Raw genomic sequence first — 25380 nt, forward strand, 5'->3', positions numbered from 1 at the left:
CCTGATGGCGTGCGAAGATCAGCGAGGTATTGATGCCGCCGAACGCGAAATTGTTGCTCATCGCATACTCGACGCGCATCGTCCGGGGTGCGCCGACGATATGGTCCAGCGGGGCGCAGGCCGGATCGACATGATCGAGATTCAGCGTGGGAGCGAACCAGTCGCGATTCATCATCTCGATTGTCCACCAGGCCTCCAACGCCCCGCAGGCGCCCAGCGTATGACCGACATAACTTTTAAGCGAGCTGACCGGAATACGCTCGCCGAACACCGCGTGCGAGGCCTCGCTTTCGGCCTGGTCGCCACGGTCGGTGGACGTACCGTGCGCGTTCAGATAACCAATCGCGGACGGCGTCAATCCGGCATCGCGCAAGGCGGCGTGCATCGCCACGGCCATCGTCGCGCTGGACGGCTGCGTCATATGCCCGCCATCGGAGTTGCACCCGAAACCGACGATCTCGGCATGGATACGCGCCCCGCGCGCAAGCGCATGTTCATACGCCTCCAGCACGAGCGTGACCGCACCCTCGCCGACGACCAGACCGTCGCGGTCACGATCGAAGGGCCGGGGCGTCGATTCCGGTGCATCGTTGCGCGTGCTGGTGGCGTACAGCGTATCGAACACGGCGACGGCAGGGCCGGACAACTCCTCCGCGCCGCCCGCCAGCATCATGTCCTGCATGCCATAGGCAATTGCCTCGTAGGCATACCCGATCGCCTGCGAGCCGGAGGCACAGGCGCAGGAGGTCGGAATGATGCGGCCCTTCAACTCCCAGAATAGACCGACGTTGACGGCGGCCGTATGCGGCATCATCTGCACATAGGTGTTCGACGTGACATCGCGCATCGAGCCGGTCTGCAACATCGTGCCGAAGGCGCGAATCGGTTCGACCGATCCGGACGACGATCCATAGGCCACGCCCATCCGACCATCGGCGATCGGCACATCGTGCGCGCCGCCGTCGCCCAGACCGGCATCGGCGAGCGCATGTTCGCTCGCCCGCACCGCATAGAGCGACACCGGCCCCATCGCCCGCGTCTTCTTGCGCGGATAGTGTGACGGCACGACAAAGTTCGGCAACGGACAGGCCAGCCGCGTATGCAGCCCATCGAACGCATCCCAGGCATCGTAGCGCCGCACCGCGTTCCGGCCGCTGGCCAGACGTTGCGCGATAGCATCCCAATCGTCACCGAACGGCGTGACGCCGCCGAAGCCGGTGACGACCACGCGACGGCGCCCCGAGGCCGATCGCGACGGCACGGACGCGTGGCCACCGGACGACGCTGCGTGAAGGCTGTTCATCAGATCATTCCACCGTTGACGCCGATCACCTGGCGCGTGACATACGATGCCGCATCCGACATCAGGAACCCCACCACGGCCGCGACCTCGGCCGGTTCGCCGATGCGATTCATCGGCACCTGTTTCAGCGCGTGTTCGACCGCCACGCCGTCCAGCATGCCGGTATCGACCAAGCCGGGCGCGACGCAGTTGACGGTGATGCCGCGCGTCGCCAGCTCGACGGCCAAGGCCTTCGTCGCCCCGATCAAGCCGGCCTTCGCCGCGCTGTAATTCACCTGCCCGCGATTCCCCATCACGCCGGACACCGACGCGATCGTGACGATGCGGCCGCCGCTGCGCGCGCGTACCATCGGCATCGTCAACGGATGCACGACGTTGAAGAAACCGTCGAGACTGGTCTCGATGACGCTGTCCCAATCGTCGCCGCTCAAAGCCGGAAACGCCGCGTCGCGCGTGATGCCCGCACTGCAGACGATGCCGTAGTACGGACCGTTCGCGGCGACGTCAGCCTCCAATGCCGTACGGCTTGCCGCCCGGTCACGGACATCGAACTGGACCACGCGCGCGGCGCCGCCCTGCGCGACGATACCTTGCACCACGCCCTGCGCGGCGTCCGTGCCGACACGGCTGTGCACCCCGATCGAAAAGCCGTCCTCGGCCAGACGATAGGCGATCGCACGACCGATACCCCGGCTGGCGCCTGTCACCAATACGCGTCGGTTCATTCCCCTTCACTCCTCTCACTGAATGCGGCAAAGTCCGCAGGCTGAAATACTTTGATCACCCCTTCCGCCAGCACCGCGGTCGTCGCGTCCGGGCCGCCGTCCATCGTGGCGTCAAGCGTCGGCGCTTGCGCGAGCGGACGGATCGTGCAAGCGTAGGCGCCGTGACCTTCCTCGGTCCACAAGACCCGTTCGGCGTCGATGACGAGCCAGGTCGCGGCAGCGAAGCGCGACGCCTGCATCGTATAACGCCGTGTGCCCAACAGCACGCCGGGACGCGCGGCCGCGGTGCCCATCAGCGCCAGCAAGCCGATATGCGCGCCGGTCGTCTGCGCCATCAATTCGACACCGATCCAGGCCGGCATCGCGCCGTCCGCATCGGCGTACCACGCAGCGGCATCGACCTGCGCCGCCACGCGGATGGTATCGGCGGAACTGGCGAGAATCCGATCGAGCAGCAGCATCGGCCCGCGATGCGGCAGGCAATCGGCGATCGACGGAAACGCGGTCATCGGTCCCCCACGATGAGACTGATATTGTTGCCGCCGAAAGCAAAGGAATTACTCATCAAAAAGCGGCGACCGTGCTGCGATCCCGTCTGCGCGGCACGCCGCAGATACCGTCCCGGCGCGACCACGTCCAGCGCCGGCAAGGCCGGGTCCGGCTGGCCGTCCCAGCAGTGCGGCGGAATCGGCATATCGTCACGCGTCAGCATCAGGTACAGCAGGCCAAGCTCGGTCGCCGACGCCGCGCCGAGCGTATGACCGGTCAGCGGCTTCGTGCCGCTGACCGGCACGCCGGCCGGAAACACCCGCGCTATCATCGCCGCTTCCATTTCGTCGTTCTTTGGCGTCGCGGTGGCGTGCAGATTGACATAGTCGATGGCCTCGGGAGCGATGCCGGCGTCGTCGAGCGCCATGCGCAATGCCAGCTCGCCGCCGACCCCGGCGGGGTCCGGCGACGAGATGTGATGCGCATCGCTCGACTCGCCGACGCCGGCGAGGCAGACCCCGCCCGCGCCGCCGATGGCTGCCGCCTCAGCACTATCGCGCGCTCCGCTCGCTGCGTCCGCTTCGTCCGCTTTGTCCGCTTTGTCCGTCGTCCCCGCTTCGCGCGACATCAGGAACAAGGCCGCGCCTTCGCCGATATTGATGCCGCGACGGTTCACGCTCAAGGGATTGGTCGGCGTCAGACTGGTGGACGCCAGCGAAGCGAAACCCTGCAAGGTCAGCTCACACAGCGAGTCGACGCCGCCGGTGATGACCGCGTCGCAGAGGCCGAGACGCAACAGCCGCCGTGCGGCCGCGATCGCCTTGCCACTGGAGGTACAGGCCGTGGAAAGCGTATAAGCCGGTCCGCGCACGCCGAGCACGCGCGCCGCCAACGGACCGGCCGAGCCGATTTCCATCTGCCGGTAGTCGAAGCTCGCGGGCAGCGATCCCGAGGGCGACGGCGTCTGGAACGCGATTTCAGCCGCCTCGATACCCGAGGTGCTGGTGCCCAGCACCACGCCGACACGCGCGGCGCCGAAACGGGTGATGGCATCGGCGATCGCGGGCAGGATCTGCAGCAGTGCCGCCAGCAGCATCCGGTTATGTCGGCAGTCGTAACGCGACAGGGCCGCCTGCCATTGCGCAAACACCGGACGTGCGCTGCCCGACGGCAGTCCCGCATGCAAGGCCTGCAAGGCGTCGTTCCACGACGGCAGCGTCGGCACGCGGCCCACATAGGCGGGCCCGGTCCGCGTCTGCATCAGGCCCATGCCGGGCGCCACGCCATTGCGCAGCGACGCCACGACCGCGTCCGCCCCGTCGCCCAACGCATTGGTCAGGCCAAGCGCGCGCAGATAGACCGGCGACGAAAAAAATGCACTCATACCTTACCCGTTCTGTGCACGACGATCGACGTGCGCGTTCTATCGCCCACGCCGTTCAGCCGTTTCGAAAAGCCCATTCCTCTCGCCCATTCGCCTCGTCTCGCTGTCCGGCAGGACGGCCCGGATCGAACGGCATGCCGAGCGGCGACAACAGCACCGCCACACCGATGCCGAGGGACAGCGTCAAGCCAAAGCCGCGCAACGCCGGCATCGCACTGCATGCCAGCAGGCCGAACGACAGAAAGGTGGTGGCGGCCGACAGCAGCACACCCACCCACACGGCGCCCAAGGCACTGTCGGCATCCTCGGACGCCACGCTGCCCTGGCTGCCGTCGCGTGCGATGCGCAAGCAACCCTCACGGAGAAACACCGCGTAATTGACACCGACCCCCAAAACCAGCATCAGCGCCAGGATGTTGAACAGGGTCAAGGCTTGATGCAGATAACCGAAGGCGCCGAGCACGACCGCCACCGACAGCGCGGTCGGCAACATGACCCGCACGGCGCCTCGCAACCGATAGCGGCATGATAGCAAGCCGAGGATCAGCGCCGACACACCCAGCAACCAGAACGCGCCGCGAACCCGATAGGCGCCGAACAAGTCCGACACGCTACGCGCCTTATCGACGAAGACGATGCGCGCCTCCGCGCTACTCGCTTGCTCGGCCAACGCCCGCAACGCCGCCACCTTGCTGTCATCGACACCCTGCAGCGGCATCACGGCGGCCTGCACCGGCGGCGCGGCGGCGGTGCCCGACGTTCCCGCAGCGCCGTTCAACGTGCCCAGCCAGAGATGCGCATACGGCTGCGACCACGAGGCCGCGAGCCAATCCGCGACATGCACGGTGTCGCCCTCGTGTCGATGCGCGTCGAACCAACGGTCGATCACGTCGTCGCGTAACCCGGCATCGACGAGGATCCGGCGCAATGCCTCAGGGTCCGCGAACACGACGCGATTCACCAACGCCGCGTCGGCCTGCTGTCGCGCCGTCGACGGCACGAACGACGTCACGCTCTGCCAGGCCGGCAGCAGGGGCGATGCACGCAGGCGCGCATCGATCCGCGCCAGCCCCTGCAGCACGGCCTCGTCGTCGCGACCGCGGACCAAAAAGAATTGCGTGCTCTCGTCGCTGCCCAAGGCACGGCGGATGCGATTCTCCTGTGCCAACAGCGTCGGATCGCGCTTCACCAACAGATGGATGTCGTCGTCGCTGTGCAGCAGGCGCCATCCGGGCGCCGCCAGCAGCGCCACTATCACGGCGACGGGCCAGACCCGACGCGCCTGCAACAGACGATAGGCCAGGGCGAGTCCGCGACCGGCTCGCGCGAAGAAGACGGTACGCGACGCCGCCGTCCGCGCCTTCAGTCGAGGCAGCAAGGTCGGCAGCAGCGTCAGGACGCTGAGGAAGGCCGTCGCGATGCCGACGAATGCGAAGCAGGCAATCTGTCGCAACGCCGGAAACGGCACTGCCGCCAGCACCGCATAACCGAGCAAGCTGGTCGCCAGCGCCACCGTCAACGCTGGACGCACCACACGCGATGCCCTCCGCGCCGACGACGTCGCGCGGATCGCCACCCCCTGTTCGAGATAGGCGACAAAGTACTGGATCGCGTAATCGACCGCTTCCCCGATGAGGCTTGCACCAAACACCAGCGTCAGCAAATGGATCTGTCCGAATACGGCGAGCGTGATATCGAAGGCGAACAGCACGCCCAGCGCCGTCGACAGAAAGCCCAGCAGCAGCAGCCGTGCCGAGCGAAACACCCACACCATCAGGACCGCGATGCCGGCCAGCGAGGCCAGCCCGATCACATGCACTTCGTGTTGTGCCGAGGCCCGCGCCGACGCCGCGTAAAAGACCGCGCCGAATCGCGTCAGCGTCAGACCGGGTGCCGCCGTGTGTCGCATCGCGGCGTCGCCGGACCCGACCGCATCGAGCACCGCCTGCTGCGTCTGTGTCGCATAGGGCGATCCGGCCAGCGTCGCCAGCACGAGCACGCCGATCCGGTGGTGCCCGGTGCTGGCCCGCTGCCCATCGGCAGCGATATGCGCCACGAGATAGCCCTGATCGAACTGCAGCCGCGTCTGCGCAAGCGGCAGATCGGACAGCCAATGCGACAACCATCCGAATGGATCGTCGGCCAGCGATGCCTGGAGCGGGCCGCCGCCCGCCGCTGCATCGGGCGCATACAGCCGCGCGTCGAGCCATTGGCGAAGCGCCGCGTCCCGCGCGCTTGGCGCGGCCCCCACGAGCGCTTGCAAGGCGGCGCGATCGTCCGGCGTCAACAGGCCGAAGCGAAACGGCAAATAGGTCGAACCGATGCGCGACAGATCGAACGCCGGCAATTTGGCGATCACGCTGGTGAACAGCAGTGCGCGCGTATCGGCGCTAGCCTTCGCCAGGGTATCGGCGAACGTCTGCGCGGCGGCGCGCGCCTGCGCCGGGTCGTCGGCTTCGACGAGGAAGACGATCCGCTGGCCGACCGCATCGGTCAGCCGATCCACCGCCTGATCGGCAACCGGGTCGGCCGCACTGCGCGGCAGCAAGGCCAGCAGATCGGTCTGCAGCGGCGCCGGCTGCGGCACGCCCCACATGCGCCAGCCGGCAAAGCCCAGGGCGCAGGCGGCCAGGACGATCCACGCCAGCCATACCCGCCAGGGGCGTCCACCGCGGTCCTGGTGCTGGTCCGTGCCGGCGCCGGCCGCTTCGCGTTGCGTCATTTCGCGGACAACCAGGCACGCTCGCGTTCAGGCAAGGCGGGCAAGGCATGCGCGTCGTCGAAGGTCCATTGCAACGTATCGCCATTCGCCTGCACGATGTCGAGCGAGGTGACGAAGTCACTGCCCTCCAGATCGATCTGACGCACGGCCGTCGCAATTTGCGGCTGATTCGGTGTCAGCCGCAGTCGCCATCGTGCGACGGTACCTTGCGCACTGACATCGAACTGACTGTACAGCGCGGACAGATCGCCTCCGAGCATGGACCGCATCATCCCCGAAACCTGCGCGGCCGCGGCCGGCGGCGCCTTGGCAGGCATGCCGTTCGCGGGCGGCGACGCCGGCACGCTGTCGGACGCCCCCGCCTGCCCAACGCGCCCCGCGGTGACGACATTGCGCGTGTCGGCCCCGGCAGCCGGGGCGGCGTCGGCGACCTGACGCACGCCGTGATCGGTGATCGCATAAACGGCCTGAACCGGTCGACTCACGGTCCACACGACGCCGCTGTCACGCGCGAACAGCAAGGTCCCGGCGCTGATCAAGGGGCGCCGCAGCGCGGCACGCGTCTGCGTCTGCGTGTAGCGAGACTGTACGACCGGATGCCGGCCCAATTGCGCGGCGATACGTTGCACCAGCGCGGCGTCCCCCTGCTGTGCCGACGCCGGCGCCGCGCGCGGCGTGGACGCCGACGGCGCGGCGATGGCAGCGCTAGCGGCATACGGCTTCGATGTCCCCGCTGCTTGCGCCATCGCGGATACCGATACCGAGCAGGTCGCCACGAGGAGCGACACCGTCATGCCGATGCGTCGCATCGGCGCGGTCATGCGTGTCGGATGGCGCATCACGCGGCTCCCCGCACGCGCGCCAGCTTCTCGCCGACGATCGGCGGCGAGACGAATTGCAAGGACTGTGTTGCGGCCTCGACGGCGACCTGCACCGTCTGCCCTTTCGTCAGCCGTTTGCCGCTCGCCTCGTCGCGAATTTCATAGACGATTCGCAGGCGATTTTCGAACTCGAGCAAATCCGCCCGCACAACGATCCGTTGGCCATAGATGGCCGGTTTGACATAGCGCAGGCGCAGATCGACGACCGGCCAGAGATAGCCGGACGCCTGCATCTGCGGATAGTCGTAGTCGAACCGGCGCAGCAAGGCCGCGCGCGCCAGTTCCAGATACTTCACATAGTGACCATGCCAGCAGACGCACATGGCATCGACATCATGGAAGGGAACCTCGAGGGTCGTGCTGGCACTCAGCAGGACGCCTCCATCGGCTTTGTCATCGACGGCCATCGGAGGGAGTGTCTCCAAGTGATCGGGCGCCGGCCCAGAAATCGTAGAAATTGAACCACTGGTCGGGCGTGGCCCGGCAGTAGCTTGCCAGACGGTCCGCAAAGCGCCCCGCCCACTCGGCGATATGGGCCTGTCGGTCGCGACGCGGCAAGACGATGCGCTCGGCGAACGCTTCGAAGAACAGATGGTAACGCCCCTGCTGCTTGACGCTGAAAAACAGAAAGACCGGGCAGGACAGCGCGTGCGCGAGGACCCACGGCCCCTGTGCGAACGGCGCGGGCACCCCGAGGAACGGCACCTGTACGGTCCGGCCGCCCTCGCGCGCCGGCACGCGATCGCCGACGATCACCAGCCACTCGCCGGCATCGATGCGCTGCTGCATCATGATGGCCGTCTGCGGCCCGAAGTCGTCCACCTGCACCAGATGCGCGGCAAAATCGGGATGCGCTTTTTCCAGCATCGCGTTGAACCGCTTCGCGTGCTCGGTGTAGACGATGGCCGTGACGCGGACCGGTCGGCCGAGGCCTGCGGCGCGACCGCCATGCGCCCCCAGCGCGCGAGCCATCTCCAAATTGCCCAGGTGCGCACCGACGATCAAGGCACCGCGACCGCTGCGCACCAAGGCATCGAAGTCGGTCGTATCGCGGAACGTGATCTCGGCCCGCGGCATCCTCCCCGACCAGGCCAGCACCTTGTCGAGCCCGGACTCGGCGAATGCGAACATCTGCCGGTACGCACTGCGCCAACCGGGCGCCGGCGACGTGCCGCCACTATGGCGCGCCAGCCGCGTGAAGTAATCGAACGAGGCCCGACGTGCCGCGCCGCCGGTCAACAGAAAATACGCCACCACCGGATGCAACCACCATCGCGTCACGCGCGGACCCAGCACGCGCTGGCTCAATCCGAGCAAGGCCAGCCCAAGGCCGCTGCCACGCTCGCGCATGCGCCACCATCCGAGTTGCGTCTGGGGCTGTATCTGGGTCTGCGTTGTCGCATCCGACGACGATGCGACGTCGGCCGTACGTCGCGGCATCAGCTTGTGCGCGAGCAGCATCGGCAAACGCAACACCATGCCGCAGACCAGCCGCGTATGACTGCGGCTGATACGAACGTTGTCCCAGAGCATATCGAAGTGCGACAAACCCGCTTCCGCATAGACAACGCGCGTCGGTACGGTAACGAAGGCGAGTCGTCGCCAATAGAGGCGTACGAGAATCTCGATATCGAAGTCCATCCGCGTGGGCAATCGCACCGTATCGATCAAGGCGCAAGCCGCCGCGAGCGGATAAATCCGATAGCCGCACATCGCATCCCGGATCGTCAGCGACAAGGTCTCGATCCACACCCAGACATTGGTCAGCAGGCGACCGTACAGGCGCGCGCGCGGCACCGTTTCGTCGTAGATCGGACGACCGACGATCATCGCGGCCGGCGCCGCCCGCGCGGCCGTGACGAAGCGCGGCACGTCGCCCGCGTCGTGCTGCCCGTCGGCGTCGATTTGCAGCGCATGCGAATAGCCGGCATCGCGCGCCGCGCGTAATCCGGCCATGACCGCCGCGCCTTTTCCGCCGTTCTGCGGCAGATGCAGCAAGGTTAGCGGACGCGGTATCGACGATGACGCCGACTCAGAGGCCGACGCAGCGGGCGAGGCAGAGGCACGCCCATTCATCGCGGCGGCGAGCGCTTCCAATACCGCACGCGTGGCCGCATCGCTGCCGTCGTTGACGATCAGGATCGGCAATCCATGGACGGCCAGGCGACTGACCGTGTGGCCGATCTGATCCTTATGGTTATAGATCGGAATGACAATGCAGGGATTAAACGTGCTCATCAGCCTGCCGCCTCCGGCCGCGCCTGCGCCTGCGCCGACACGCCGGCATCACCGGTTACGATGCCGGCGTGCTCGGTCCGTTTTTCCATCCCATAGCACAGCAGCCCGGTGGCGCAGGACCGACCATTCGCTTCGTAGACGAACGCCACGCGATGTCGCGCGACATCGTCCGTCAAGGTCAGCGTCAACGTCGCGCCCGGCATGATCGGCGTCGTGAACTTCAATTGCTCGACGGACCGCATTCTCGCAAGCGCCACAACATGACGTTGCGCGAACTGCACGGCCCAATGCAGTTGCGCGACGCCGGGCAGAATCGGCTGCATCGGAAAATGTCCTTCGAATTGAATCAACGATGCCGCGATCCGCATCGTATAGCGCCATCGCCGCGGGGCATCCGGTCTATCGACAGCCACCGCGTGCGCGTAGGACAAGACCTCCGGCATCGCCGACGTGGTCGCGAACGCGGCCCGCAGTGCTATCGCCGGCAATTTGCCGCGCTGATCGAACGGGAGCGCCGCCACGAAACGCCAATAGTGCGGCACCGCCGCCGGATCGACGTGCGCGGCCAGAAACAGACGCAGTATGCGTATCACAGCCGCCCGCCCCTGCTCGAACAGCACGCCACTTCCCACCTCGCGCAAGACGATCAGGATGCCGATGCGTTCGCGCCGGTGCGGCGTATCGGCGGACGATCTCATCAATGTCACCGCCGCGGCTTGGTCGACCATCGGGTGCGACCCCAAGGCCATCTCGATTTCCGGCAAGGACACGCGTTTGCCCGATACCTTTGCGATACGATCGACGCGGCCGCCCAGCAGGAACGGGGTCGTGCCGGAAGCAACGCTCCCGCCGGCGGCATCGGCATCGACATCGGCATCGGCATCGCCGAAGGTGACGGCATCGGCCGTCACGTAGCCGTCGCGCGCGAGCGCGCTGTCATCGCCCGCGCGGAGGTGCGGCGATCGCACCGCCAGCGTGCCGTCCTCGGTGCGCCAGACGATCTGCCCGGGCAGCGGCAGCCATCGATCTCCGGACGCATCCGCGCGCTGCTGTCGCGTCGCGATCGCGCCGGTTTCGGTACTGCCATACACCTCGACAGGTGCCGCGCCGAATACCCTCAGATACGCATGCGCCGTCTCGCGCGACAAAGCCGCGCCGGCGGACAGGAAGGCATAGGCGTCGGCCCGTTCCAGCGGCGCGTCGAAACCCGACAGCCCCGGCCATCGCGCCAATTGCGGCGGCGTCGACACGATGACGCGCCGAACCGCTTTCGCGATCGACGCATCCGACGCATCCGATGCATCCGACGCATCCGCCCTGCCGTCGCGCAGGCGCGTTTGCACCGGCATGCCGGCATGACACCAATCGCCCGGTCCGGTGCAACGCATGCGATCGAAAACGCCCCCCGCGGCCAGCGGCCAGAGCAGGAAAAACGTCATCCCATAAATATGATGATGCGGGACGCTGGCTTGGAAAACTGCCTGATCGAATCGGTCGCCCCACTGCACCGCATAGCTTTGCACCTCGGCATCCAGCTGTGCGAGCGTCTTGTGCACCGGCTTGGGTGCGCCGGTACTGCCTGACGTGAACAACGTCAAACGGGCCTGCGGATCGATGAGGCAATTGGCGAAGACGGTGTCGCGATGCGGATCGCGCCGCGCGGTAAGCCCGGCGTACTTCTCGGCCGTCAACGTCAGATCGTACGCATCCGCCGCCGCGAGGGCATCCCAATAAGCCGGCGCATCGTGTGCGGGCAGCACCGGCATGCAGCCGGCCGCCAGCGTGCCGAACAAGGCGCACAAAAAATCGAAGGGATCGTCCAGATAGATCAGGACCCGCGCCGCCGCGGCACCGCTGACGCGTGCATCGTCGGTGCGATCGCACCGTGTCGGATGGCCCAGGATCCAATCGTGCACCTGCCGCCCCGCGATGGCGAAATCGCCCCGCGTCAACAGCGGCGCCCCGTGCCCACGCGCTCGGTCCAGACAAAGTGGCGTATCGGGCGCAAACGTCGGGTACGCCGACGGCGACGAGGCCGGAGGCATGCCCGCGTCGGGCCTCCAGCAATAGACGCGATGCAGCGGCTGCAAGCGGCTCATGCACGTGCTCCACCTTTTTCCGTCTGCCCCGACGCGCGGCGATCCTCGTTGTCCGCAGCGCTACGATGACGCGGCATCACGACGAAGCGTCGCCACAGCCATTCGCCGGACAGCAATGCGCCAATCAGCAGATAGGCGACGATGCCGTTGTACACGGCCCAGTCCGCGAGATTCCAGACCAATCCGGTGTAGCCGGAAAACAGCCCGTTTGCAATAAAGAAGCCACACCAGAGAACGGTGACGCGGCGCGTATAGGCCTGCGCGTCGGGACGCAGATCGGGTGTGCCGATCCGGGCGAAGCGCTCGATCATCGACGGGCCGCGATGCAGCGTGGCGCCGAAAGCCACCAGTAACCCCAGATTGACGAGCGCGGGATAGAGACGCAACAACGTCGCGTCGCCGGTCCACGCGATCGCGCTCGACATCCCGCTCAACATGAGGGCGACGATCCAGTCCAGCCGCGACATGCGCCGCAGCGCATTGCCGACGATGCCACCACCGAGCGCGCGTTGCAGCCATAACAGCACCAGCAGCAACAGGCCCATCAATCGTGGCGCATCCCAGTACCAACTACCGAGAATCAATACCGGATAGGCCAGCCGCACCGCGACACGCGCCACCGTCAGCATCATTGCTGGGCTGCAAGCAACGATTCCACCGCGCGCACGACATCGCCCACCGTCCGCACCGATTTGAATTCTTCGGGCTGCAAGCGTCGGCCCGTCATTTCCTGCAGCTTGATGGCGAGGTCCACCGCATCGATGCTGTCAAGGTCGAGGTCGGTGAACAAATGCGCGTCGATCGTCACACGGGACGGCGCAATATCGAAGTTCTCTTCGAAAATATCGCGAATGCGATCGAGGATTTCCTGCTCGGTCACGATGGTTCTCCGTTACCGCCTGCACGTGCCACATCGGCGCCCTTCGCGGTGCCGTCGGCCTGCGCGGCCGCGATCATCGCGGCAAGAGTCGAAATGGATCGGAAATGACGATGCGTGCTTTCATCGTTGGCGGCGATCGTCAGACCGTAATGCTTGCGCAGCACGATGCCGACCTCCAATGCGTCGATGGAATCCAAGCCGATGCCATCGGACTCGAACAACGGTGCGTCATCGTCGATGTCGGCCGGGCTCATATCCTCGAGATCCAACGCATCGATCAACAACTGTTTCAATTCAAATTTCAATGTATCCATGATCCTTCAAGCGCTGATACATCAGTGTCTCGACCGACGCGGTCAAGCGTCGTGCCGCCAGGGCCACCGAGGGGGGCCTGGTCGTGTCATCCCTCTGTGCCGCCATCTGCTGCTGCGGTGTCAATACGTCGAGCATTCGCACGTACAGCGTGAACGCTTTCGTCGGCACGTCATACCAGCGCATGCGTTTCGTGAATGCCGCTGGCGCACAGTGCAGCAACACCGGCTGAATCTCGGCGCCTGCATGCAGGGCCATATGCGCGAATCCCCGCGAAAAGGCATGCAGGCGATCCGGCCCCGGACTGCGCGTTCCCTCCGGAAACACGATGACCGTATAGCCCCGCGAAAGCTGCTTCGCACCGTCTCGAATCAAGGCCTCCGGATCGGCATTGCTGACGTAGGACGCGGCGCGGACGATGCCCCAAAAACACGGATTTCGCCAATGCGCGTTCTTCACTACGCAGCAGGCGCGCGGCGTCATCGACAGCAGCACCATCACATCGAGATAGGTGGGATGGTTCGCCACCACAATGCGCGGTCCAAGCCGTCGCAAACGTTCCGCGCCCTGCACATCCACATACATGACGCGCAGCCGTCCCAAGACGGCGACGAGATAGCGAAAAAAACAATGGATGCCGAATGTCACCGCCCGTTGCCGCGACGATCGATGCGGCCACAATAGCATCAACGGTAAAAAACACACGGAGAAAAACCCGCCGCTTATACCAAAAACGACAAAAGCGAGACCCGTCGCAAGCAGGCGCCACCACCGGTCCAATCGCCCTCCCGGCAAAGGCCGGTCGTCATGCATCGATCCCGCTCCAACACCACTGCCCCGACGCCCCTTGCCACACCGCCGCCGCGCCGCTTAGCGCCTGCAGGACGGCGGCGCTTTGCGTCGCGCACACCGTCGCGGCGGTATCGTCTCCCGCATCGTCGAAGCTGCCATCGCGCGCCGCGATCGGCGTGGCGACCGGGTCGGCCGCAGCAGGCCGCAAACGACAGCCGAGACGGGTCGTTGCGTCGCCCGAAATCAAGACGGCGACGGCGCCCCCCTCGATCTCATCCTGGATCTCACCGAATATCGGGTCGGCCGTTTCGTCGGCGTATACCACCAATACCGGCGCGCTCGGATCGCTGACGTACTGCGCATAGCCTTCGAGCAAGGCATACCCCAGCGTTTCAGGGCCGGCCGACAACGCGGTCGAGGCACTCCGATCCTGCCGCGCGATGCTGAACACGCCGGTCATCGCATTCATCACGGACAGGCTGAAAGCGGTGGGCGATACCGTCTCCCCGACGCTGATCGTGCGCAGAATATCGGTGCTGCGCCGCAGTTCACCATGACGTGACGCAAATACAACACGAACGCCTTTCGTTGCCCTTTCGGTCGCGACGGTCGCCGACGCAACACCCTCGCCCGCTGCGTTGGAGTGTTTCGATATCGGCGAATCTTTCAGGCACGTGGCCGCAGCCAGCAGTGCCATCCGCGACAGATTCGACAGACGCCGACGCAGCATCGGATCGACAAATTCGAGCCCCGTGGCTGCCTTCGTCGCAGCCGGAACGGCCGCCCAGCGCGCCACCGGCACGATCCAATGCAAATCGGTCATCTCGTCTTACGCCCGAAAAGGACAACCCTCTAGTAACACTGCCTGCTTGATCAGCGCACGTTTAGTGGCATCGGCACGGTCGCGGTTCCCCCGCACACTATCGCATGCGCGCAGGCGCGCAGATCAAAAGATAGTGCAGGAAAACCGGCGGGATTATACAGAATGTTACAAAACAATACAGCCACGCCTTGTGGCGTCGCCACCGTGCCCCTCAGCCCGTGATTGCGTGAATCACATCGTCTTGCAGGCCACGGATATGCTGCACCATCGCATGGCGCGCGCCGGCGGCATCGCGCGCACGTAATGCTGCCAGGATGGCGAGGTGCTCGATATGATTTTCCTGCTGTCGGTGCAGCGTGCTGCTGACGCGAAAAAGTCGCGCATTGAGCCGCATGTCCAGAATCATCTGTACGAGAACGGCGTTGCCGGACGCCTCGGCGAGGGTCCGATGCAACAGGTCGTCGACCTCCCGATGCGCGGCGGCCGCGTGCGGCAGATGCTCGATCGCGTGAACACGCGCTTCGAGGTCGTCCAGCGTCTCGATGCTCAGACGCTGGACGCTCCATTCGATCGCCTGCGCTTCCAACGTTTCCCGCACGCGCATGCTTTCGAAAAACGTCCGTGACGAGACGGTTCGTACCGAGAAACTGCGGGCGCCGGCACGAATCAGCAGGCCTTCACCGGTCAAGCGCAGCAAGGCTTCGCGGATCGGCGTACGCGACATCGCCAATCGATCCGCCACGCGCTGTTCGTTGAGCAGATCGCCCGATGCGAGCTGCCGATCGAGGATCATGTCGCGCAGTTGACGATAGGCGCGTTCGCTCAGGCTGATGCGCCCGATCGCGCCCAGCGGGCCGGCGGAGCTGTCGAGATCCTGATCCGCCGGCCCGTCCGCGACCTCGGGCGCGCCGCCGCCGGCACGCGTCATTTTGGGAATACGCGGCGTGCGTGACGCAGCACGCCGCGCCGTCCCGTCAGACGCGTCCTGCGCCTGCGCTGCTTGCCGCTTCACCATTGTCGCCCCTTCCCGTCCACCCATCGCCGCCCGCTATTGTCATTGCTCGTTTGCCGCCATCTGCATGCCGACATTGTGCCGCAGATGCGTGGGTTCGCGATCGGTGGTGTGCTCGATGGTGCGCCCATCGAGGGAAAAGCGCAGGCCGCGCCGCGCGTCAGGGCTGCGCGATGGCGATCGGCGTCGTGAACGGCTGCATGCCGTAGCGTGCGAACAACTTCGCATAGCTGCCGTCCTGCTGCATCTCGTCCAATACCTTCGTGATGGCGGCGGCCAAGGCGGCCTGCTTGGCGGCGAGCGCCACCGGGGTCGGCGCAATGCCACTGAGGGCACGCGTGAAGCCGTCCTTCTGCTGATAGCCGCCGGCCACCGCGTCGATCGACACCACGGCATCCACCTGCTTCGCCGCCAGCGCCTGATAGGCGACGCCGTAGGAGTCGAAGGTCCGCAGCGTGAACGGCGTCAAGCCGCGACCCTGCATATCCTTGATCATCTGACGTGCCTGCGCCTCCTCGAACCCGCCGATTTCCACACCGACGGTCTTACCCGACAGATCGTCGAGCTTGGCGATCTTCAACGGATTGCCCTTGGACGTGGACAGGCTGATCGCCTGGTTTTCGTAAGGGATCATCTGCATCATCTTCTTACGCGCGTCGGTGACGAAAATGCCGGTGTTGATGACATCCCAGCGCCCCGACTGCAAACCCGGCACCATCGCGTCGAAATCGATCTTCACGTATTCCGGCTTCAGGCACAGACGTTTGGCGATCTCCGCGCCCAGTTCGATGCGCATCCCCTTCAGCGCTCCCTGACCGTCCACATACTGCAGCGGCGGCAGCGTCGGATTGGTCGCCATGACCAAGATGCCCGGCTTGATCAATGCGTCGGTCGGCACCGATACACACGCTGCCTGAGCCTGCGTTGCCACGCCGATCATGCCGATCGCCGCGACGAGGCCACCCTTGACCACCCAACGCGATACGCGCAATACCTGGCCTGCCACTTCACCCCGTGCCCGCTGCTGCATCACATGCTCCTTATGAAGAGGATTCCTTACGATATTTAAAACCGCGCCATCGCATGCGCACGGCGTTACTCCACTTCTGTTTCAGCCGGCGTATCAGGCCCTTTCATCGCCGGCGTACCGCCCGATGAAGGTCCACTTATCGCCCGTTCAGCACCGGCCGGTCATGCGTTTTTTCGCTTATCGCAGCGTGCCGATCACGCCCAACGCATCGAGATCGGCGCGCAATGCGACGCGATCCGCTTCCGGCAACGGCAGCCGCGGCGCGCGCGGAATACCGCAAGGCAAGCCCATCATATCCAGCCCCGCCTTCGAGGCCGCCACATAGCGATGTCCCCCGACCCACCGCACGATCAGCAGCATCTTGCGGTAGATCGCCAACCCGGCATCGATATCCTTGTCGATGGCGGTGCGCTCGAATAATTCCGCGGACATCTTCGGCAACAGGTTCGAACAGACCGCCACCCACCCGCGCGCGCCGACGCACATCGATTCGTATCCAAGAATCCCGGCGAACACCGTCATCCGATCCCCGCAGGCCTCGACGATGTCGCGCACCCGGGTCACTTCCAACGTCGATTCCTTGATATAGCAAACGTTATCGATGCGCGACAGTCGCGACACCAGATCCGGCTTCATATCGACATTGGCCGTGGCGGGATTGTTGTAGATCATGATCGGCAAATCGATCGCCTCGCCGATCGCGCGATAGTGCGCGAACAGCTCGTCCTCGGTCGGCGTGCTGTAAAACGGCGGGATGACCATGACGCCGTCGGCACCGAGTTCCTGCGCCTCCTTGGAGCGTGCCACCGCGTCATCGGTCCACTCCATGCCGGTGCCGAGCAGGACCGGGACCCGCCCGGCAGCGGCATCGATCACCGTCTGGGCGACCAGAATGCGCTCATCGTCCTTCAAGGACAGGAATTCGCCGGTGCTGCCTAGCGGAATCAGCCCATGGATGCCTTCCTCGATCTGCCAGTTCACCAGCTTGCGCAATGCGGCGACATCGACCTGACGGCCGTCTTCGGTGAAAGGGGTGATCAGGACCGTATAGGTGCCTTGAAACGCGGTATGGGCCATGGTGCGAACGCTCTCTACAAATGCATATGATATGCATATCATTTGTATACAAATATCGCGCGTCAAGTGGAGATTATGCTCCGCATGCAGATCCGCGCGTCACACCGTCAGCGTGACCCGTTCCGGACCGAGTTTTTCGGCATAGCTGCGCACCGATTCGCGCGCGATCTCGACCAACCGCTCGGTCCAGTCCGTGCCGGAACGCCAGGCGATGACAAAGGGCAGCGACGGCGGCGCGGTCAGCCCATCCAGGATGCGCAGCTCGCCGCTTTCCAAGCGGCTCTGCACGAGTACCGGCGGCATTGCGGCGACGCCAAAACCCGCCTGCGTCAGCTGAATCATCGCGGCAACGGAATTGACGCAACTGACGCGCGACTCGCTGATGCCGTACGACTGCATCAGTCGCAGCAGATCCTGATGCGGGCGAGAGTGACGGGAATACGTGATAAGCCGCTCGCGGCCCAATATCCGCAGACCGGCCGTCGGATCGGGCGGCACCGTCGGTGCACGCTTGCGCGCACGCGGCGGCGCGCCGGTATCGGCGGCGTCGGCGGTATCCGCCGTCTCCGAACTATCGGCCGACGCATCGGCGCTCGTCCCGCGCGACCACGCGGCGACATCGGACACGACGGGACTATGCGAGGCGGCGATCCAGCTGACCGGCAGTTGCAGCAGCTCCATGCTGCGGATCGTCTCGTCGCGCAACATATCGGTCTGGATGACGATGTCGAGCATGCCGCGGCGCAATTGCTCGTTTAGCGTCAAGGCGGTATCCGATGTCACCTCGATATCGAGATTCGGATAATGCGCCATGACGTCCGCGACGAAATCGACGAACCAGGAATGCACGGCGCTGTCCATCGCCCCCACGCGGATGGTACCGAAAGCCCACTTTTCGTCGTGCAGGGAGGCGCGCAGTCGCGTCATCGATTCGGCGACCTGCTCAGCATGCAGCAGCACGCGCTCGCCGGCACGCGTCAGCTTGACGCCTTTCGGATCACGGGTAAAAAGTTTATTGCCCAATTCCTGTTCGAGCACCGAGATCCGGCTCGAAATAGCGGCTTGCGTCGAATGGAGCTTATCGGCCGCCAGACTGAAGCTGCGCAGTTTCGCAACCCAGATGAAGGTTTCCAGGAATTTGAGATTCACAGTGTTCCGAGATCGATGCGCAGCGCGTTGGCGCGGACAGGACAGGCGGCATCCCTGGCGTCGCGCGCATCCGCGTGCCCCGCTACGCCGCGCCGCCCGGGTTGGCGGCGTGCATCGTAGTCGTGGCTAACGTCATTATAAGATGACCGATTCGATGGATCGCCGATATCGGCGCATGTTGGCACATCTGCTCACGACGGGCGTCAGCCGGCCGCGATCACCACCTGACACTCACGCGGGTGTCGCATGGCAAAGGTATCGATTCGCGAGGCACGCACGTCCAGGATCAGGCGATCCAGCGCTTCGAGGTCGGCATTTGCCGAGCCGTTCCGCATGGGATTGGTGTCATCGAATGCCTTGCGACGAATTTCGATCAGCCACGCAATGACCGCCTTGCGCGACATGAAAAGTTTTTCCATCTATTTTTGCGGGCCTACCGCCCTATTTCCCGACAGGCGCCACATAGCCGCCACGGCAACATGTTAGCGCAGATGGGCTGCCCATGCGCGCCAAGCGGGCTTCTCCTCAGCTGCGGCGTCCAGACCGACGTCGCGCCATCCGATAACCGAGCGTCAGGAGCACCAGCCAGAGCGGGATCAGCCACACCGACAGCCGCGTCTGGGCGTCGCGCCAGAGCACGACGAGCACCAGGACCATAAATGCGAGGCAGACGAGATTCGTGATCGGATAACCGAGGCTACGGAACGCCGTCTGCTCGCCGCGCGCCGCCTTGGCCCGTCGGAAACGCCAGTGCGTGACGCTGATCATGGCCCAGTTGATCATCAAGGCCGATACCACCAGCGCCATCAGCAGGGACAACGCCTCGCCCGGCATCACGTAGTTCAACACCACACAGATAGCCGTCGCGCCGGCGGATACGCCCAAGGCGGCCAAGGGAATGCCGCGTCGATCGACCTTGCCTAGCCAAGCCGGCGCGCGGCCCTGCCCGGCCATTCCATGCAGCATCCGGCTATTTGCATAAACGCAACTGTTGTACACCGACAGCGCAGCGGTCAACACGACGAGATTCAGCACATCGGCCAGATAGCGGTTGCCCAGCGCACTGAAAATCATGACGAAGGGACTGGCGCCAGCACTGACCTGACGCCAGGGATACAGCGACAGCAGGATGCCGAGTGCGCCGACATAAAACAGCAGGATGCGGTAGATCACCTGATTCGTCGCTTTTGGAATACTGCGACCCGGATCCTCCGCTTCGGCCGCGGTGATGCCGACCAATTCCAGGCCACCGAAGGAAAAGATGATGATGGCCAGCGCCGCGACCAGTCCACCGACGCCGTGCGGGAAGAAACCGCCGTCACGCCAGAGATTCGCGACGTCGGCCTGCGGGCCGCCCTGCCCGCTGACGAGCAGCCAGCCGCCAAAAGCGATCATCGCCACGATCACGGTCACCTTGATCAAGGCGAACCAGAACTCCACCTCACCGAAGGCTTTCACCTGCAACAGGTTCAGCCCGTTGATCAGGAAAAAGCAGATGGCCGCCGCCACCCAGGTGGGCAATTGCGGCCACCAAAAGTGCAGATAGACCCCGACGGCGCTCAATTCGGCCATGCTGACCAGCACGTACAAGGTCCAGTAATTCCAGCCGGCGATCGTACCGGCCAGATTGCCGCAGTATTTCCCGGCAAAGTAACTGAATGAGCCCGACACCGGTTCGTCGACGACCATTTCCGCCAACTGCCGCATGATGAAAAAAGAGATCAATCCGGCAATCGCATAGCCCAGCAACACCGACGGTCCGGCCAGCGCGATCGACTGCGCGATGCCGAGGAACAGGCCCGTTCCGACGGCCCCGCCCAAAGCGATCAATTGGATATGTCGGTTCTTCAGGCCCCGATGCAGTCCGGGCGTCGGGGCCGGCGTCGGTATCGATGCCGCCCCGGGATCCATCGGCCCCGCATCGCCCTGCGTGCCGTCGCGTAAAGGCGTGCCAACCCGATCATCGGCTCGCGCCGTCCCCGCCTTGTTCCCTGCGTGCTGCCCATTCGTCATCATGCGCTACCTTGCCAGCGCACCCACGCCCTTACCGCAACGTGAAACCGGTGCGCAAAATCCCGCTATTGTCCCGCAGCGGGGGCGCAAGAGAACGATTAAATACTCAGATTAAGCTGAGTCCGCGCCAGGGGCGGCGCGGTACTGTCCGATTTCGCCGCTCAATAGCCGCGCGCGCGGTCGAAGCGATGGACGATCGCCGCGCCGGCCTGGTGGGCGCGGATGTTCAGCGCCGCTTGCCGCGCCTTCTCCTTGCGCGACGCATCGGAGGCGACATGCGGCGTGACGATGACGTGCGGGTGACGCCACAGCGGGTCGTCCTGCGGCAGCGGTTCGACCTTGAACACGTCGAGGATCGCCGCGCCCACCTGCCCGCTGTCGAGCGCCGCCAGCAGGGCCGCGGTATCGAGTTGCGCGCCCCGGCCGGCATTGATCACGCTCGCGCCGCGCGGCAGTTTCGCGAACAGCGCCGCGCCGAAGAGGTCCTTCGTCTGCGCCGTATCGGGCAACAGATTGACGACGATACGCGCCTGCGCCAGCACGCGGTCCAGGCCGGCTTCGCCGCTGTGGCACGCCACCCCGGGCAAAGACTTTTGCGTGCGCGACCATCCCAGAACGGGGAAACCATTGGCGGCGAGACGGGCGGCGGCGACACTGCCCAGCTCGCCCAGTCCGAGGATCGCCACCGGCGTCTCTTTGGCGACGCCACCCAGGCGCGCCTCGTCCCAGCGGCCCTCGCGCTGCGCGGACACCAACTGCGGCATCTCGCGCAGCAAAGCATAGCTGGCCATCGTGACGAAGTCCGCCATCCGCGTCGACGTTTCCTCGGTCACCATCCGAATGATGTCGAGGTGCGTCGGCAGCGCCGTATCGGCAAGGATGTGATCGACGCCCGCGGCCGTGCTCAGCACCAATTCCAGATTCGGAAACTGCGCGATGCGGCCCTGCGTCGGCTCCCACACGAGCACATAGCGCACCGACAGCGGATCGACGTCGGCATCGTCCCAGCCTTTCACCGTCACGTCCGGCAAGACTTCCCCAAACAGCGCCTGCCACTCTGGCAACGCCGCCGGTCCACCCGATTTCACCAGCAACACCATCGTCCTCTTTCTCCTTTGTCCATGGGGCGCGTCGAACGTCGCGCGAAGCGTCGGCACAACGCGTCGCCCGCGATAACGGGCACGCTTTCAGTGTAGCCGCGCCAATTTCCGCAGACAAACGATCGCTGTTTGGAGACCGATCCTCGCTGCGCTCCCTGTGCCGCATGGCGGTTATACCGTATGCTTTCACACGTTTGCCCGTCCTTAGGAGCATTTGGCATGTCGTCGATCTTTGCTATTCCCCGTCCGGCGCGCGCCGGCACGTCTCCCGCCCAGCGGCACGCACCGGACGGTTCGGTCGCCCAGTCGCGCCGCTCGCTGGCCTGGCTCGTCACCTCCGCCGTTGCCGTGATCGGTCTGTCCGCGGCCATGATATCGGCGGAGGCCCAGACGCACACGGCCGGCGCCAGCACGACGTCGGCCGCGACCGGTGCCGCCATGCCAGCCATGACGCCGGTGGGGAACTGGAAGACCATTGATGACACAACGCACGAACCACGCGCATTGATCCGTATTTACACGGATGCCGATGGAACCCTGTCGGGCGAGATCATGAAAGTCTTGGATAAGGACGCCAATCCGGACAAGCGGTGCGACAAGTGCACCGGCGATCGCAAGGATCATCCGATTCAGGGCCTGCGCATCATCGAGAAGATGCACGCCGATGGCGAAACCTGGGATCAGGGTACGATCCTGGATCCGGAAAACGGCAAGGTGTACCGCGCCAAGATGACGCTGGCCGAGGGCGGCAAGAAATTGGTCGTCCGGGGTTATATCGGCATATCGCTGATCGGCCGTTCCCAAACGTGGATTCGGGACGACGCGGTCGCCCATTGAGTTGCCAAAGGTGCGGCGGCGCCCCGCTGCCGCACCGAGCCCTGCTTGGCCTTTCAGGCGGCCAACGCCTTTGAAGCACGACGGGCACCCGCCGCCTGCACCACCGGTTTCGCCGACTTCGACGACGGCACCGGGCGCGCGCCGGCCCCTTTCAGCGATCGCGCCGTATCGGCCGTTGCACGCACCGCCATCGGTGCCTTCAGCGGCACAGCCCCTCTTCCCACGACGCGCTTCGTACCGCCTGCCGCACTCGCCACGATAGGCGACGCCGACGGCGTGCTGCGTTTGTCGGCGCTCGGCTTGACTGCGCGTTTCATACTTGCCGTATCGGCTTTCGCGACCACCTTGGACGGTTGCTTGGTCAACGCTGCCTGCCGCAGCGATACGCCCGGTATCGCTTCCTTCGGCGTCTTAGGCGCTTGCAGGACCTTCGCGCGTTTTGTCACCTTCGTCGCGCCGACCGCCTTGGTCGATGCGCGCGGCTTCTCCGACGCCGACGCCGACACCGGCGCCGGCGCCGGCACGTGGGCCAATTTCGTCGCACCTGGCGTCTTTTTCAAGCGTCCCTTCGACGCCCCTTTGAGCGGGCTCTTCACCGGACTTTTTAAAGGGCGCTTCACGGCGCGGTCGACGCCGCCGCGCGTCTCGCGCAACGCAATACGGACGCGCGCCGCCACCAGTGCCAGAAAGGAGGGTGCGTCATTGCCGAACAATACCGTCGATACCTTGTGCATCACGCCGGCGTCATACCACGCCTTGAAGCAACGATGACACGTTTGATACGACGGATATTTACGCGGCAGCATCTGCCAGGAGACGCCGGTGAACATCACGAACAGCGTCGCATTCATGCAGGCACGCCGATTCTTCATCGGCCGCCCCCGCGGATCACGGTTCGATTGCGGCCGGCATTCTGGCAGCAACGGTTCGACACTACCCCATTCCTGATCGGTTATTTCGCGAAACGCTTTCATCCCTGTCTCCTAAATACACATGCACAGTCGGCACGTATCGGCGCTGACGACGGGGTAACGGCCTGTAAAGGTCCATCACGCCGTGCAGCTCGGAGAACATTATCGGGACACCGAATTTTTTTAAATAGGATGCGTCGGAAAATGCCGATGGGGCGACAATGCTTCGCATAGTTCGGCAAAAAACCGGATTTATGCGCCTACCGAACGTTGGCAGGCGCCTTAAATAGGACGGTCGGAGCAGACAAAATGAGGAAGCTGCCGTACCGATGGTGGCACCATGCCAATCAGGTCAGTGACGTATCGACGATGCGGCGTTCCGACTGCAGATATTCTTCCGACTGCATCTCGGTTATGCGCGACACCGTTCGCGAAAATTCGTTCGCCATCGGGCCATCCGGATACAGATCCTCGGCCGGCACCGCGGCGGACATGATCAATTTGACGCGATGATCGTACAGCACGTCGATCAGCCAGGTGAAGCGGCGCGCCTCGGAGGCCATCCGCGGCGGCATTTGCGGGACGTCCGACAGAAAGATCGTATGAAATCGCGTGGCGAGTTCCAGATAGTCGTTCTGCGAGCGGGGCCCCCCACACAGCGTTGCAAAGTTGAACCAGACCACGGCACCGGCGTGACGAAGCGCCTTCAACTCGCGCTTTTCGATATGCAACAACGGGCTCTCGTCCGGCATGCCGGCCAATTTCTGGAACGCGTCGCGCATGGCATGATCGGCCGCCGCGTCGGCCGGCACGTGATACGCCTGCACCTGCGATAAAGTGCGGCGACGATAATCGATGCCTGCATCGACATTGATCACATCGAGCTTTTCCTTGATCAAGGCGATCGCCGGCAGCAGACGGTCGCGATGCAGCCCATCGGGATAGAGCGCATCCGGCGGATAGTTCGACGTCATCACGAACTGCACGCCATGCTTGAACAAGGGATCAAGCAGGCGGTGCAGCATCATCGCATCGGCGACATCGGAGACATGAAACTCGTCGAAGCAGATCAAGCGGAAACGTTTGGCGATACGACGCGCCAGTTCGTCCAGCGGATCGGCCTGTCCCTTCAACGTTTCAAGCTCGCGATGCACTTCGCGCATGAACTCGTGAAAGTGGAGACGCGTCTTGCGCGTCAGCGGCACGACGGAAAAAAAGCTGTCCATCAGAAAGCTCTTGCCGCGTCCGACGCCGCCCCACATATACACCCCCTTCGGGATGGCCGGGCGGTTCACCAGGCGCTTGAACGCATTCGCGCGTTGCGCCTTGTATGCGGCCCAGTCGTCGTAGCAACGCTGCAGTCGGGCGACCGCCGCGAGTTGCGCCGCGTCGGACGTATAGCCGCGTTCCTGCAGTACGTGTTCGTAGTATTCGGTGACGTTCATCGGCCCCAGACTCGTCTTGTCCTGCTCGTTTGCATCGGATTGCAGCGTCGATGACGGAGTGAAATGCAGCCCGGATTGTAGTCCAGACGGAAAAAAAGGCGGTCGGGAATCTCGCCCGACCGCCTTCCTGCTACCCGGCCGGCCCGCTTCATGGCCGC

23 protein-coding genes and 1 pseudogene are annotated in these 25380 nt (G+C 64.7%); 1 reads left to right on the forward strand and 23 read right to left on the reverse strand.

Annotated elements, in window-relative coordinates; translation table 11 throughout:
* Nucleotide 1: 1 nt before the first annotated feature.
* The 21 genes and pseudogenes from ABEG21_RS10250 to ABEG21_RS10350 all read right to left on the reverse strand — a co-directional run.
* Nucleotides 2-1303: pseudogene (locus ABEG21_RS10250) on the reverse strand (beta-ketoacyl-ACP synthase); the annotation flags it as partial.
* Nucleotides 1303-2028: a 3-ketoacyl-ACP reductase FabG2 gene (locus tag ABEG21_RS10255; RefSeq protein ID WP_347554525.1), complete on the reverse strand. Its 726-nt coding sequence runs from the start codon at nucleotides 2026-2028 to the stop codon at nucleotides 1303-1305. The gene ABEG21_RS10255 and the pseudogene ABEG21_RS10250, both read right to left, overlap by 1 nt.
* Nucleotides 2025-2537 (reverse strand): beta-hydroxyacyl-ACP dehydratase, encoded by a 513-nt coding sequence (locus ABEG21_RS10260; RefSeq protein ID WP_347554526.1) that lies wholly within the window; start codon nucleotides 2535-2537, stop codon nucleotides 2025-2027. The genes ABEG21_RS10255 and ABEG21_RS10260 overlap by 4 nt, the downstream gene beginning before the upstream one ends.
* A complete protein-coding gene (locus tag ABEG21_RS10265; protein WP_347554527.1) occupies nucleotides 2534-3901 on the reverse strand; it encodes a beta-ketoacyl-[acyl-carrier-protein] synthase family protein in 1368 nt (455 codons plus the stop codon). The genes ABEG21_RS10260 and ABEG21_RS10265 overlap by 4 nt, the downstream gene beginning before the upstream one ends.
* Nucleotides 3902-3956: 55 nt before the next feature.
* Complete coding sequence (locus ABEG21_RS10270; protein WP_347554528.1) at nucleotides 3957-6623, reverse strand: MMPL family transporter; 2667 nt, start codon at nucleotides 6621-6623, stop codon at nucleotides 3957-3959.
* Nucleotides 6620-7462, reverse strand: a complete 843-nt coding sequence (locus tag ABEG21_RS10275; protein WP_347554529.1) for an outer membrane lipoprotein carrier protein LolA — start codon at nucleotides 7460-7462, stop codon at nucleotides 6620-6622. Before ABEG21_RS10275 ends, ABEG21_RS10270 begins: the two co-directional genes overlap by 4 nt.
* The gene (locus ABEG21_RS10280; protein WP_347554530.1) at nucleotides 7462-7911 is read right to left on the reverse strand and encodes a thioesterase family protein; all 450 of its coding nucleotides are present in this window, start codon (nucleotides 7909-7911) and stop codon (nucleotides 7462-7464) included. Before ABEG21_RS10280 ends, ABEG21_RS10275 begins: the two co-directional genes overlap by 1 nt.
* Nucleotides 7898-9742, reverse strand: a complete 1845-nt coding sequence (locus tag ABEG21_RS10285; protein WP_347554531.1) for a glycosyltransferase — start codon at nucleotides 9740-9742, stop codon at nucleotides 7898-7900. The genes ABEG21_RS10280 and ABEG21_RS10285 overlap by 14 nt, the downstream gene beginning before the upstream one ends.
* Nucleotides 9742-11841 carry an AMP-binding protein gene (locus ABEG21_RS10290; protein WP_347554532.1) on the reverse strand — a complete coding sequence of 700 codons (2100 nt, stop codon included), beginning with the start codon at nucleotides 11839-11841 and terminating at the stop codon, nucleotides 9742-9744. Before ABEG21_RS10290 ends, ABEG21_RS10285 begins: the two co-directional genes overlap by 1 nt.
* A complete protein-coding gene (locus tag ABEG21_RS10295; protein WP_347554533.1) occupies nucleotides 11838-12473 on the reverse strand; it encodes a hypothetical protein in 636 nt (211 codons plus the stop codon). Before ABEG21_RS10295 ends, ABEG21_RS10290 begins: the two co-directional genes overlap by 4 nt.
* Nucleotides 12470-12721 (reverse strand): acyl carrier protein, encoded by a 252-nt coding sequence (locus tag ABEG21_RS10300; RefSeq protein WP_347554534.1) that lies wholly within the window; start codon nucleotides 12719-12721, stop codon nucleotides 12470-12472. The genes ABEG21_RS10295 and ABEG21_RS10300 overlap by 4 nt, the downstream gene beginning before the upstream one ends.
* On the reverse strand, nucleotides 12718-13035 hold the full coding sequence (locus ABEG21_RS10305) for a phosphopantetheine-binding protein (RefSeq protein WP_347554535.1): 318 nt from the start codon (nucleotides 13033-13035) through the stop codon (nucleotides 12718-12720). The genes ABEG21_RS10300 and ABEG21_RS10305 overlap by 4 nt, the downstream gene beginning before the upstream one ends.
* A complete protein-coding gene (locus ABEG21_RS10310) occupies nucleotides 13016-13846 on the reverse strand; it encodes a lysophospholipid acyltransferase family protein (RefSeq protein WP_347554536.1) in 831 nt (276 codons plus the stop codon). Before ABEG21_RS10310 ends, ABEG21_RS10305 begins: the two co-directional genes overlap by 20 nt.
* The gene (locus ABEG21_RS10315; protein WP_347554537.1) at nucleotides 13839-14648 is read right to left on the reverse strand and encodes a beta-ketoacyl synthase chain length factor; all 810 of its coding nucleotides are present in this window, start codon (nucleotides 14646-14648) and stop codon (nucleotides 13839-13841) included. Before ABEG21_RS10315 ends, ABEG21_RS10310 begins: the two co-directional genes overlap by 8 nt.
* Before the next feature lie 211 nt (nucleotides 14649-14859).
* Entirely contained in the window at nucleotides 14860-15663 is an 804-nt protein-coding gene (locus tag ABEG21_RS10320) for a GntR family transcriptional regulator (RefSeq protein WP_347554538.1), read from the reverse strand.
* Between the two features lie 157 nt (nucleotides 15664-15820).
* Entirely contained in the window at nucleotides 15821-16690 is an 870-nt protein-coding gene (locus tag ABEG21_RS10325) for an ABC transporter substrate-binding protein (protein ID WP_347554539.1), read from the reverse strand.
* 177 nt (nucleotides 16691-16867) lie between these two features.
* Complete coding sequence (locus ABEG21_RS10330) at nucleotides 16868-17767, reverse strand: dihydrodipicolinate synthase family protein (protein ID WP_347554540.1); 900 nt, start codon at nucleotides 17765-17767, stop codon at nucleotides 16868-16870.
* Between the two features lie 99 nt (nucleotides 17768-17866).
* Entirely contained in the window at nucleotides 17867-18916 is a 1050-nt protein-coding gene (locus tag ABEG21_RS10335; RefSeq protein ID WP_347554541.1) for a LysR family transcriptional regulator, read from the reverse strand.
* Between the two features lie 203 nt (nucleotides 18917-19119).
* Nucleotides 19120-19335, reverse strand: a complete 216-nt coding sequence (locus ABEG21_RS10340; RefSeq protein WP_347554542.1) for a hypothetical protein — start codon at nucleotides 19333-19335, stop codon at nucleotides 19120-19122.
* 106 nt (nucleotides 19336-19441) lie between these two features.
* Complete coding sequence (locus ABEG21_RS10345; RefSeq protein WP_347556724.1) at nucleotides 19442-20827, reverse strand: amino acid permease; 1386 nt, start codon at nucleotides 20825-20827, stop codon at nucleotides 19442-19444.
* 263 nt (nucleotides 20828-21090) lie between these two features.
* The gene (locus ABEG21_RS10350) at nucleotides 21091-22029 is read right to left on the reverse strand and encodes a glyoxylate/hydroxypyruvate reductase A (protein ID WP_347554543.1); all 939 of its coding nucleotides are present in this window, start codon (nucleotides 22027-22029) and stop codon (nucleotides 21091-21093) included.
* Nucleotides 22030-22467: 438 nt separating this feature from the next.
* Here ABEG21_RS10350 and ABEG21_RS10355 point away from each other — a divergent pair, with 438 nt between their 5' ends.
* On the forward strand, nucleotides 22468-22866 hold the full coding sequence (locus ABEG21_RS10355) for a DUF2147 domain-containing protein (protein WP_347556725.1): 399 nt from the start codon (nucleotides 22468-22470) through the stop codon (nucleotides 22864-22866).
* Between the two features lie 53 nt (nucleotides 22867-22919).
* On the opposite strand, the gene ABEG21_RS10360 is transcribed toward ABEG21_RS10355, so the two are convergent.
* On the reverse strand, nucleotides 22920-23840 hold the full coding sequence (locus ABEG21_RS10360) for a transposase (RefSeq protein ID WP_347554544.1): 921 nt from the start codon (nucleotides 23838-23840) through the stop codon (nucleotides 22920-22922).
* A 284-nt stretch (nucleotides 23841-24124) separates the two neighbouring features.
* Entirely contained in the window at nucleotides 24125-25222 is a 1098-nt protein-coding gene (gene zapE / locus ABEG21_RS10365; RefSeq protein ID WP_347554545.1) for a cell division protein ZapE, read from the reverse strand.
* Nucleotides 25223-25380: the final 158 nt, after the last annotated feature.

It is taken from the genome of Robbsia sp. KACC 23696 (assembly GCF_039852015.1).
Classification (GTDB): domain Bacteria; phylum Pseudomonadota; class Gammaproteobacteria; order Burkholderiales; family Burkholderiaceae; genus Robbsia.